Here is an 11,637-nt window from a genome sequence, read left to right as displayed (position 1 = left end):
GATCGCTTTCCGCTATCTCCTCAATCTGCCGATCGGCTGGACCAATGAGGTCAGCACGGTTCTCTGGATCTGGCTGGTTCTGTGGGGCGCGGCTTTCGTCATCCGCGAGGAGGAGGAAATCCGCTTCGACCTGATCTACGGCGCCGTCCGGCCCGGCACCCGCCGGGTGATGATGCTGGTTGCCACGATCTCCACCGTGATCCTCTATGCCGCATCCCTGCCGGCCAGCGTGGATTACGTCACCTTCATGAAGGTGGAAAAGGCCGCCTACCTCAGGATCCGGATGGACTGGCTGTATTCCATTTACATCCTGTTCGTCGTCGCCATCCTGATCCGCTATCTCTGGCTGTCATGGCAGGCCCTGCGCGGCAGAACGGGACAGGACATCGACCCCACCAAGGCAGCGTCCGGCGTATGAATTTCGCAAGCCCGTTCTCTGTCGCCATCGTCGCGATGACGACCCTGGCTTTCCTTGGTCTTCCCATCGGCCATGCCATGATCGCGGGCTCGATACTCTATTTGTGGCTCGCCGGCCTCGACCTAGGCACCGCCGCCGAGCAGCTGCTGAACGGCATGTACACCAATTACGTCATCCTTGCGGTGCCGCTGTTCGTCCTCGCGGCCGAGCTGATGAATATCGGGTCGATGACCGACCGGCTGCTGCGTTTCTGCAATGCCATCGTCGGCCGCTTCCGCGGGGGCCTGGCGCAGGTGAATGTGCTGCAGAGCATCATCTTCGCCGGCATGTCAGGTTCCGCCATCGCCGACGCCGCCGGCACCGGCAAGCTGATGCAGAACATGATGACGGCGGACGGCAAGTATCGCGCCAGTTACGCCGCAGCGCTCACGGCCGCGACCGCCGTGATCGGGCCGATCATTCCGCCATCGATACCGATGATCCTCTTTGCGCTGATATCCGATGCGTCCATCGGCTACCTGTTCCTCGGCGGCGTGATTCCCGGTCTGCTCATGGCCGCGGCGCAGATGATCATCGTCGCCTGGGGCGCGCGCCGGGAGAATTTCCCCGTCGAGCCGCCCACGCCCCTGCGCGAGCTGCCTCGCATCACCTGGCAGGCCTTTCCAAGCCTGATGATGCCGGTGGTGCTGCTGGGCGGCATCTACAGCGGCGTAACCACGCCGACGGAGGCGGCGGCGGTGGCGGCAGCCTATGCGCTGGTGATTTCGGTAGTGCTGTATCGCAGCGTCAGCTTCCGCGACTTCTACCGCTCGGTTCTGGCCAGCGCGCGGACTTCGGCGTCCATCGGCATGCTGATCGCCGGCGCCCTGGTCTTCAACTATGTCGTCACCGTGGAGAATATCCCCGAAGGCATCAAGGTACTGCTGACCACCTGGGATCTCTCGCCGCTCGGCTTCCTGGTTCTGGTCAACGTGTTGCTGCTGCTGCTGGGCTGCCTGCTGGAGGGTACGACGATCCTGCTGGTTATCGTACCGGTCCTGATCCCGACGGCGCAGGCTCTGGGGATCGACATGGTGCATTTCGGCGTGATGGCGGTGGTCAACATCATGCTTGGCCTGATCACGCCGCCCTACGGCCTGCTGCTGTTCGTGATGACGCGCATCGCCGAGGTGCCGATCCGCGATATCGTGCGGGACACGCTGCCTTTCCTGTGGGCGATGATCGTGTCGCTGGCGCTGATTACCTTCTTTCCCGAACTGGTGCTGTGGCTGCCGAGGCTGCTGGGCTACCAGGGGTAACGATGGAGTGATGCATGAAGCCCATTTTCGTGTTGAACGGACCGAATCTGAACCGGCTGGGCAAGCGCGAGCCGGAAATCTATGGCCACACGACCCTGGCGGAAGTGGAGGCGATGTGCCGCGAGGCGGCGGGCGAACGGCCGATCCGTTTCCATCAGTCCAATATTGAAGGCGAGATCATCAACTGGATTCACGAGGCGATTGATGAGGCCGACGGGATCATCATCAATCCTGCCGCCTTCACCTTCACATCGATCGCCATTCTCGACGCGTTGAAGCAGTTTCCGGGTCCGATCATCGAGTTTCATATCTCGAACATTCACCGGCGCGAGGCGATCTACCACAATTCCCTGGTTTCGAAGATTGCGACAGCCGTCATCGCCGGGCTTGGGCCGCAGGGCTATCCCTTTGCGGTGCGGGCGATGATCGATCTGGTCGGCCGGAGGTAACGAAAGCGCGGCCTTCCTCGGCCATCGCATCCGCGATGGCGCGAAAGCCGAGCTGGTGCGGCAGTTCCTCGATCGCAACCGGCAGACGCCAGCGCCAGTTTGGGTATTCCTTCCAGGTGCCGGGCATGTTCGGCTGCTTCGACGACCCCACAAGGTCTTCGGCGCCGATGGCGAGTATGCCGCATGGGCTGCGGGCCATCAGCCGTGCGACGGCCGCGAAATCCGGCCGGTCACCGCTCCGGATGCCGGCCGCGGCGAGCGCCGATCGCAACGCCTCGCGCGCCGTTTCCCGCTCTTCAGGGGTTTCTCCGAGCGTCAGCCCTGCGTTGCGCATTTCCTCCAGGTCTTCCCCGGCCCACCAGCCGGCAAACGTAGCCATGTCATGAGTGTTGAAGGCGGTCAGTGCGCGGGCAGGGAAGTCCTGCACCGGCCGGATGCCTCCGTCTTCGTCGCGCTCGAAGAGCAGGATCAGATAGGTCCAGATGCCCCATTCATCGAGAATGTCCCGCAGACCCTCGGGTACCGTTCCCAGATCCTCGCCGATGACCAGGCATTCATGGCGCACGCTCTCGATCGCCATCACGGCGAGCAGCTCGCGGATGGGAAAGCGCAGATAGGCGCCGTTGCGCGGATCGCGCCCGCGCGGGATGAGATAGAGGCGGTTCAGGCCGAGGATATGGTCGAACCGCATGGCGCCCGAGAACTGCATGGCGGCCCGCAGGGAATGGCGGAACGGTTCGTAGCCGCGGGCCTGCAGGGTGCGCGGATTGAAGCAGGCCAGTCCCCAGTCCTGACCGCCCCGGTTGAGCAGATCCGGTGGCGCGCCGACCGAGGCCTCGGTCAGGAAAGCTTCGGGGTCATTCCAGACGTCGAACCCGTCCGGGTGGATGCCGACGGCAAAATCCAGGTAGAGCCCGAGCGGCAGCTGCAGGGCCTTGGCGAGATTGCGGCAGGCCTCAAGCTGACGGTGTGCCTGCCATTGCTGGAATTCGACGAACCCGATGTCGATCGGCGCCGAAGCCGCCAGGGCGGCGATAGCCCCGGCATCCGGATGGCGCCAGCGCTCCGGCCAGTCGCGCCAAGCGGTACCCAGCCGCTCGCACAGAACCTCGTAGACGGCAAAGCGGCGCAGTTCCGGCCCGGCGGACTCGCGGAAGGCTGCAAAATCATGGGCCTGTTCCGGCGGCGGATGGGTCTGGAAGCGGTCATAGGCCAGCCGCAGCGCATGGCGTTTCAGCGCGGCCACCCGCGGATAGTCCACCAGGTCAGTGGCCCGCAGCGATGCCAGTTCCCGCTGCCAAGTTGCGGCCTCCGCTTCGGGAAAGCCCGGCACTGCCGTCACGTCGATGTAGAGCGGGTTCAGGAAGACGCGGCTGCTTGGTGAATAAGGGCTGGCCTCCACCGGACGGGACGGAAACAGCGCATGCAGGGGATTGACGCCGACGCCGCCGGCGCCCGCCGAGGCGGCAAGGCGCAGCAGGTCAGACAGATCGGAAAAGTCACCATGCCCCCAATTGCGTCCGGAGCGGATGCCGTAGAGCTGGACGGCAATGAGCCAGATGCGTCGTCCACCGGTGCCGGCTGGCGGCTGATAGGCCTGGGACGGCGCGATGACAAGCCTGAACTCCGACGCCGGCTTCTGCGAACGGACCGTGTAGATCCCTGGCGGCAGCGCCCGGGGCGTTGTCTCGCTGTCGCAGACGATTTCTTTGCCGCACAGGATCTGCCATTGCAATGAGCCGATGCCCAACGCTGCGGCAGTCAGGGCGTCACTCTGCCGCAGAATGACATAGCGGGGCGGGGTGACGGGTTCCTTGTCTGCCGGAGGGAGGATATCGGCGGCCAGATCGCGCAGGACGGCTTCGTCTGCCTGCCGGACAGAGCCGTCGAATGCCGTATAGGACAGCTCGAGACCTGCGGCCTCGGCCAGTGCTGCGACGGAATCTTCTGTCACGGGATGCCTCCTCCGCCGAATAACTGGGGGCGGATATGAATGTTCCTGCCTGCATCGAGGGAGGGAACAAAGGCTTTTCGCCCGGCTTATTGGCTCGAGTGAAAACGCCCCGGCAGGCAGGTCCCGTGAATCTCCAGCGTCGCTACAGTTCCACCGAGAAAAAGCCGGTCAGCCCGGTTCCGGTCTCAGCGCCGCAATATGTCATCGAAGATGTTTATCCGGTGATCAACGGCGGCCGTTTCCCGGCGAAGCGGATCGCCGGCGAGGCGGTCGGTGTCTGGGCGGATATCTTCCGTGATGGCACGGAGGTGACGCTGGCAAGCCTCGTCTGGCGTCGCGAGGGCGGCGCGGCCTCCCAATCCACGCCTATGCTTCACCATGAGAACGACCGCTGGCACGGGCGGTTCGTGCCGCCCGAGCCGGGGCGTTACAGCTTCCACATCGAAGCCTGGAGTGATCCTTTCGCAACCTGGCAGCGCGATCTCAGGCGTCGCATCGAGGCCGGTCAGGATGTGAGTGTCGAACTCGACGAAGGCCGGCTGATGCTGGCCGAGGCAGGCGTTAGGCCACCGGAGCAGGACGCCCCGGATGCCTGGCTGGCACCCGAACTCGGCGAGGCCATGCAGCGGGCCCAGCCGCGCGGCAATCTGGTCACCAGTCCGGTTTTTCCTTTGATGGTCGAGCGGGTGCGGGCCCGTGCCGGAGCCTGGTACGAGATCATGGCGCGCAGCCAGGGACAGGTGCCCGGTCGCAGCGCCACCTTCGATGACTGCATCGCCAGGCTGCCCGACATCGCGGCAATGGGATTCGATGTGCTCTATCTGCTACCGATCCATCCGATCGGGCGGACGGCGCGCAAGGGGCGCAACAACAGCCTGACGTCAGAGCCCGGTGATCCGGGCAGCCCCTATGCCATAGGCTCGGCAGAGGGCGGCCATGACGCCATCCATCCTGAACTGGGGACGCTCGACGATTTCCGTCGCCTGGTTTCGGCTTGCCGCGAGCATGGCATGGAGGTTGCCCTCGATTTCGCGGTGCAATGCTCGCCGGATCATCCATGGTTGCGCGAGCATCCCGAATGGTTCCGCCATCGTCCGGATGGCTCCATCCGTTACGCCGAAAATCCGCCGAAGAAATACGAAGACATCGTGAATGTGGACTTCCACTGCAAGGACGCGGCTGGTCTCTGGATGGCCCTGCGGGACATTGTGCTCTTCTGGGTGCGGCAGGGTGTGCGCATCTTCCGCGTCGACAATCCCCATACCAAGCCGTTTCCGTTCTGGGAGTGGATGATCGCCGAGGTCCAGCGGGAAGATCCCGGCGTCATCTTCCTGTCGGAAGCCTTCACCCGACCCAAGGTAATGAAGGCGCTGGCCAAGTTCGGATTCAGCCAGTCCTACACCTACTTCACCTGGCGCACGCACAAGGCCGAGCTTTCGGAATACATCAGCGAGCTGACCAGTTTTCCGACGCGGGAGTTCTTCCGGCCGAACTTTTTCGTCACCACGCCCGACATCCTTCCCTGGCATCTGCAGGGCGGCGAACCCTGGGCGTTCAAGGCGCGGTTCGCGCTCGCTGCGACGCTCTCCTCCACATACGGGATCTACAACGGTTTCGAGCTGCTCGAGCATGAGCCGATCCCCGGCAAGGAGGAATATCTGAATTCCGAAAAATACGAGTACAGGACGCGCGACTGGAACCGGCCTGGAAACATCAAGCCATTCATCGCCCGGCTGAACAGGATCCGCCGAGAAAACCCAGCGCTGCTGCAGACGAACAACCTGCGTCTTGCCCAGGTCGACCACGACCGGGTGATGGGTTTCGTCAAGGACTCCGTTGACGGCAGCAACGCCGTGGCGGTTGCGATCTCGGTTGAGGGCAGTGAGCCGAAGGAGTTCTGGTTCCATTTCGGCGGCATCGACATCGGGCCGGTAGGCAACCGGAAGCCCGTCACCGCCATCGAGAATCTCGTGACGGGTGCAAGGCATACGCTCGAATGGGGCGGCATCCGCCTCCGCATCGACCCGACCGACGATCCGATGCTGATCTTCCGGTGCCTGTCATGAATGCTCCCCTGTCCGGCAACGATGTCGTCACCACCCTGCGGAGGGGCGGCCAGGAGGATGCCGGCAATCCGACCTGGTACAAGGATGCCATCATTTATCAGCTGCATGTGAAAGCTTTCGCCGACAGCACCGGCGATGGCATCGGGGATTTTGCCGGTCTGACCAGCCGGCTCGATTACCTGCAGTCGCTCGGCGTGACGGCGCTTTGGCTGCTGCCCTTCTACGAAAGCCCGGGGCTCGATGACGGCTATGACATTGCCGATTACCGCAAGCTGAATTCCGCCTTCGGTACGATGTCGGACTTCCGCCGCTTCCTGACCGAGGCGAAACGGCGCGGCCTTCGGGTCATCATTGAACTGGTCGTCAACCACACCTCCGATCAGCATCCATGGTTCAAGCGGGCGCGCCGCAGCAGGCCGGGATCGCGGTACCGGGACTGGTATGTCTGGAGCGATACGGACCAGAAATACACCGATACGCGGATCATTTTCACCGATACCGAGAAGTCGAACTGGACCTGGGATGCGGAGGCCGGCGCCTATTACTGGCACCGCTTCTTCTCGCATCAGCCGGACCTCAATTTCGACAACCCGGATGTCGTGGATGCCATCACCCAGATCATGCATTTCTGGCTGGACAAGGGGGTGGACGGCTTCCGGCTCGATGCCATTCCGTATCTCTGCGAGCGCGAGGGCACCAACAACGAGAATCTTCCCGAAACGCACGCGATCATCAAGAAACTCCGCGCCGAACTTGATGCCTATGCGCCGGGCCGCCTGCTGCTGGCCGAGGCAAACCAGTGGCCGGAGGACGTGAGTGCCTATTTCGGGGAAGGCGATGAATGCCACATGGCCTATCACTTTCCCCTGATGCCGCGAATCTACATGGCCATCGCCGCCGAGGACCGGCATCCGATCACCGACATCATGCGGCAGACCCCGGAGATTCCGGAGAACTGCCAATGGGCGCTCTTTCTGCGCAATCACGACGAACTGACGCTGGAGATGGTGACGGACGAGGAGCGCGACTACCTCTGGAGCACCTATGCCGCCTCGCCCCGGGCCCGTATCAATCTCGGCATCCGGCGCCGGCTGGCGCCGCTGATGGATAACGACCGGCGCAAGATCGAGCTGGTGAACAGCCTGCTCTTCTCCTTTCCGGGTACGCCGATCATCTACTACGGCGACGAGATCGGGATGGGGGACAATATCTTTCTCGGCGACCGCAATGGCGTGCGGACGCCGATGCAGTGGACGCCGGACCGCAACGGCGGCTTTTCGCAAAGCGACCCGGCGCAGCTGTATCTGCCGGCGATCATGGATCCGATCTACGGATACCAGGCGGTGAATGTTGAAGCGCAGTCGAAGAACATCGCCTCGCTCCTGAGCTGGATGAAACGCATCATTGCGGTCCGCAAGTCGACGCATTGTTTCGGTCGCGGAACACTGACCTTCCTGCGGCCGGAGAACCGGTCCGTCCTGGTCTATCTCCGGCAGTGCGGAGAGGAAGTGATCCTCTGCATCGCCAATCTGTCGCGGTCGGCGCAGGCCGTCGAAATCGACCTTTCCGCCTGGGCCGGGCGCGTGCCGCTGGAAATGCTCGGTCGCACGACGTTTCCCAAGATTGGCAGCACGCCCTTCACCGTGACCCTGGCTCCCTATGGTTTTTTCTGGTTCCAGCTCTGCAGCGGCGACGAGCCGGTGCCGACCACGCGGACCCTGCTGCCGGCCTATACGACGCTGGTCTGGACGAATTCCTGGAACTCGCTGGGCAACACTGCCGTGCGTCAGGCCCTCGAGGCCGATGCCCTGCCGGCCTACCTCTCTGCCCAGCGCTGGTTTGCGGGCAAGGAACAGCGGGTGATCGCGCCGCGGCTGAAAGCCGTCATCCCGGCCGAGAATGCCGGCGGCGAGTACGCGCTCGCCATCGTGGACGTCCCGTCACCCGAGGGTTCGAGCCGGTACCAGCTGCCGCTGGGCGTACACTGGGAATGGTCGAGACAGACACGCAGTGCGCCGGCATCGTCCATCGTCGCTGTGGTGCGGCGCGGCCCCCGGCAGGGGGCATTGCTGAACGCGGTGGGCGAGAAGGATCTCGCCGTCTGGCTGCTGTCGCGTATCCATGCCGGCGCCACGATCGACAGCGCCGGCTGCCGCCTTGAGTTCCGTCCTACGGCGGCATTCTCGGGCGAAGCCCCGGCGATCGAGAATGCCCGGGCGATGGGTGTCGAACAGAGCAATTCCTCGGTCATTGTCGACGAGGCCTTTGTAATCAAATGGTACCGGCGCCTGCAGGGAGGGATGAATCCCGATATCGAGATCGGCCGTCATCTGGCCAGGATGTCCTATCGCAACACGCCTCTGCTGCTGGGCACGCTGGAGGCCGTGATGGACGACGGCCGGTACGCGCTCGCCGTGGTGCAGAGTTTCGTCTGGAACCAGGGCGACGGCTGGACCCTGACCGCCAACTACCTCGACCGCTATCTGGAGGAGTATCACCTGCTTGAGAGCCAGCCCGAAGCTGCTGCAGCCAGGCATGGCAGCTACATGCCGCGGATGCAGCAGATCGGGACGCGGCTGGCCGAACTGCATCTCGCCCTGGCGGACGCGGACGGTGATCCTGCCTTCATCCCGGAGCCCGTTCTTGAAGCCGATATCGATGCGCTCCGGGACCGGCTCACGAGGAATCTGGAAAGCCTCTTCAGCCGGCTGGAGCAGACCTCGGCCCATATTTCGGACCGGTCCCGTCCCCTGGCTCGCGGGCTGTCGGAGCGGCGCGCCGAGGCAATGCAGCGTGTCCGGGCTGCACAGCCGGATATTACCGGTGCGCAGAAGGCGCGCCATCATGGCGACTTCCATCTTGGCCAGATCATGATCGTCAGCGACGACGTTTTCCTGATCGATTTCGAAGGCGAGCCGGAACGCAGCATGGAGGAGCGGCGGCGGAAGGCGTCACCGCTGCGTGATGTCGCCGGGCTGCTCCGCTCCCTGGACTATGCGGCGCTGTCGGCGGTGGACCGCATGATCCAGACCATGCCGGACGGTGCGGGGCAGATCTACGACGCCGCATTGCAATGGCGGCGCGAGGCGATTGCCGAATTCCTGCGCAGTTATCGCGACCGTATCGGCGAGTCAGATCTCATCCCCTCCGGGCAGACCGCTTTCGATGAATGGCTGCGCTTCCTGCTGCTGGAGAAGGTGGTCTACGAGGTTGGATACGAACTCGCCAACCGGCCGGGCTGGCTGCATGTCCCGCTGATCGGCATGTGGGAATTGCTGTTTCCGGGTGAGGAACTGCCGCGATGAGCAAGCTGACGCCGGAAGCCTGGGCCATCATCGAAGGGCGCCACAGCGATCCCTTCGCCTATCTCGGCCCGCATCGCGACGCCGAGGAGACTGTCGTCCGGGCCTATCTGCCGACCGCGATCAGCGTGGCGGTGCTGCCGTCGAAGGGCAGCGAGTTCCAGCTGCAGCCACTGCATGAGGCGGGATTGTTCGAGGGCAGGGCGCGGGCACCTGACGGGCCATACCGGCTGAAGGCGCAGTTTGGCGATGAGACTGTAGAGCTGGAAGATCCGTACCGCTTTCCGCCGGTTCTGTCGGATTTCGATCTCTATCTCCTTGGTGAGGGAACCCATCAGCAGGCTTATGAAATCCTGGGCGCCCATCCGCGGGTCATGGAAGGGGTCGAGGGTGTTGCCTTCGTGGTGGTGGCGCCAAACGCCAGACGAGTCAGCGTGATCGGCGAGTTCAATTTCTGGGATGGCCGGCGGCATGCCATGCGGGCCCGCGGCAATGGGTGCTGGGAAATCTTCGTGCCCGAGGCCCGGCCGGGGCAGAAGTACAAATACGAGATCCTTGGAGCCGATGGCCATCTGCTGCCGCCCAAGGCCGATCCGTTCGCTTTCGCGGCGGAGATGCGACCGGGTACCGCGTCGATTGTCGCGGATCTGAAAAAAATCCCCCGGCCGGCTGCGGGCGTGAAGGGCGCCAACCGGCTCGACAGTCCGATCTCGATCCTGGAAGTCCATCTGGGTTCATGGCGGCGCGGCGATGGCAATCGCTGGCTGAGCTACCGCGAACTGGCAGAGCAGCTGCCCGCCTATGCGGCGGATATCGGCTTTACCCATCTCGAACTGCTGCCGGTCATGGAGCATCCCTTCGACGGCTCCTGGGGTTACCAGCCGACAGGCCTTTATGCCCCCACCAGCCGGTTCGGTTCGCCGGAAGACTTTGCGCTGCTCGTCGATGCCTGTCACCGGGCCGGCCTGTCAGTCATCCTGGACTGGGTTCCCGGCCATTTCCCCGATGATCCTCATGGTCTGGCCAGCTTCGACGGAACGGGGCTTTACGAGCATGCCGATCCCCGGCAGGGCAAGCATCTCGACTGGGACACGCTGATCTACAACTACGGCCGCACGGAGGTTGTAAACTTCTTGACATCGAACGCGCTGTTCTGGCTCGATCGCTACGGCGTCGACGGCCTGCGTGTCGATGCCGTGGCATCCATGCTGTACCTGGATTACAGCCGGCCGGCGGGCGGCTGGGTACCCAATCGTCACGGCGGACGGGAGAACCTGGAAGCCATCGAGTTTCTCCGCCGGACCAACACGCTCGTCTTCGGCCGTTTCCCCGACGCCACCACGATGGCGGAGGAATCCACGGCCTGGCCGCAGGTCTCCCGCCCGGTGGAATGGGGCGGTCTCGGGTTCGGATACAAGTGGAACATGGGCTGGATGCACGACACGCTGAAATATATCAGCCGTGATCCGGTCTATCGCAGCCATCATCACGGCGAGATCCTGTTCGGCCTGCATTATGCCTTCTCGGAAAACTTCATCCTGCCGCTTTCGCATGATGAAGTTGTCCATGGCAAAGGATCGCTGCTGGGCCGGATGCCGGGCGACCAGTGGCAGCGTTTCGCCAATCTGCGAACCTATTTCGCCTTCATGTACGGCCATCCGGGCAAGAAACTGCTGTTCATGGGGGGCGAATTCGCCCAGGAGCGTGAGTGGAACCATGACCAGAGTCTGGACTGGCATCTGCTGGACCAGCCGCTTCATCGGGGCATGCAGGCTCTGGTCCGCGACCTGAACCGGCTGTACCGCTCGACGTCGGCCCTGCATGAGCGGGACGCGGAACCGGAAGGGTTCGAGTGGATGGTTGCCGATGACTCTGCCCGCAGCGTCTTTGCCTGGGTCCGGCGGGGACGAAAGGATGGGAACCTCTGTCTCATCGTGGCCAACTTCACCCCGGTCGTGCATCAGGACTACCGCGTCCCGGTGCCGACGGCCGGGCCGTGGCGCGAGGTTCTCAATACCGACTCCGAGTTCTATGGAGGCAGCAATGTCGGAAACAGCGGCCAGCTCACTGCTGCGGTCGGTGAGACCGGCGCCCCTGAACTCAGCCTGACTCTGCCGCCGCTGGGGGCGCTGTTTCTGGTGCCGGGCTGA

Annotated in this window: 7 protein-coding genes; 6 read left to right on the top strand and 1 reads right to left on the bottom strand. The window is 63.6% G+C overall.

The genetic code is table 11. The features are described from left to right. The 3 genes from VKZ87_RS10635 to aroQ form a co-directional block, all read left to right on the top strand. The coding region (locus VKZ87_RS10635; protein WP_324221232.1) for a TRAP transporter small permease at nt 1-418 on the top strand (418 nt) is incomplete at its 5' end. After that, nucleotides 415-1,716, top strand: coding sequence for a TRAP transporter large permease (locus VKZ87_RS10630; protein ID WP_324221231.1), 1,302 nt, complete (start codon nt 415-417; stop codon nt 1,714-1,716). The genes VKZ87_RS10635 and VKZ87_RS10630, both read left to right, overlap by 4 nt. Before the next feature lie 14 nt (nt 1,717-1,730). Then, on the top strand, nt 1,731-2,165 hold the full coding sequence (gene aroQ / locus VKZ87_RS10625; RefSeq protein WP_324221230.1) for a type II 3-dehydroquinate dehydratase: 435 nt from the start codon (nt 1,731-1,733) through the stop codon (nt 2,163-2,165). On the opposite strand, the gene malQ is transcribed toward aroQ, so the two are convergent. After that, nucleotides 2,092-4,119 carry a 4-alpha-glucanotransferase gene (gene malQ, locus VKZ87_RS10620; RefSeq protein WP_324221229.1) on the bottom strand — a complete coding sequence of 676 codons (2,028 nt, stop codon included), beginning with the start codon at nt 4,117-4,119 and terminating at the stop codon, nt 2,092-2,094. The genes aroQ and malQ overlap by 74 nt on opposite strands. Before the next feature lie 125 nt (nt 4,120-4,244). Between malQ and VKZ87_RS10615 the strand changes: the two genes are divergently transcribed. From VKZ87_RS10615 to glgB, 3 genes are read left to right on the top strand one after another with little or no spacing between them, the layout of a single operon-like run. Beyond that, entirely contained in the window at nt 4,245-6,185 is a 1,941-nt protein-coding gene (locus VKZ87_RS10615; RefSeq protein WP_324221228.1) for an alpha-1,4-glucan--maltose-1-phosphate maltosyltransferase, read from the top strand. Beyond that, nucleotides 6,182-9,490, top strand: coding sequence for a maltose alpha-D-glucosyltransferase (gene treS / locus VKZ87_RS10610; RefSeq protein WP_324221227.1), 3,309 nt, complete (start codon nt 6,182-6,184; stop codon nt 9,488-9,490). Before VKZ87_RS10615 ends, treS begins: the two co-directional genes overlap by 4 nt. Next, on the top strand, nt 9,487-11,637 hold the full coding sequence (gene glgB / locus VKZ87_RS10605; protein WP_324221226.1) for a 1,4-alpha-glucan branching protein GlgB: 2,151 nt from the start codon (nt 9,487-9,489) through the stop codon (nt 11,635-11,637). Before treS ends, glgB begins: the two co-directional genes overlap by 4 nt.

The organism is Ferrovibrio sp. (assembly GCF_035304305.1).
In the GTDB taxonomy this organism is placed as follows: Bacteria; Pseudomonadota; Alphaproteobacteria; order Ferrovibrionales; family Ferrovibrionaceae; genus Ferrovibrio.
Note: the sequence above shows the minus strand (reverse complement) of the source record. Positions and strands in the feature narration are given on the sequence as shown.

Excerpts from the sequence above, each read along its gene's own strand:
- aroQ (WP_324221230.1), top strand. The coding sequence starts at position 1,731 with ATGAAGCCCATTTTCGTGTTGAACGGACCGAATCTGAACCGGCTGGGC.
- glgB (WP_324221226.1), top strand. The coding sequence starts at position 9,487 with ATGAGCAAGCTGACGCCGGAAGCCTGGGCCATCATCGAAGGGCGCCAC.
- VKZ87_RS10630 (WP_324221231.1), top strand. The coding sequence starts at position 415 with ATGAATTTCGCAAGCCCGTTCTCTGTCGCCATCGTCGCGATGACGACC.
- treS (WP_324221227.1), top strand. The coding sequence starts at position 6,182 with ATGAATGCTCCCCTGTCCGGCAACGATGTCGTCACCACCCTGCGGAGG.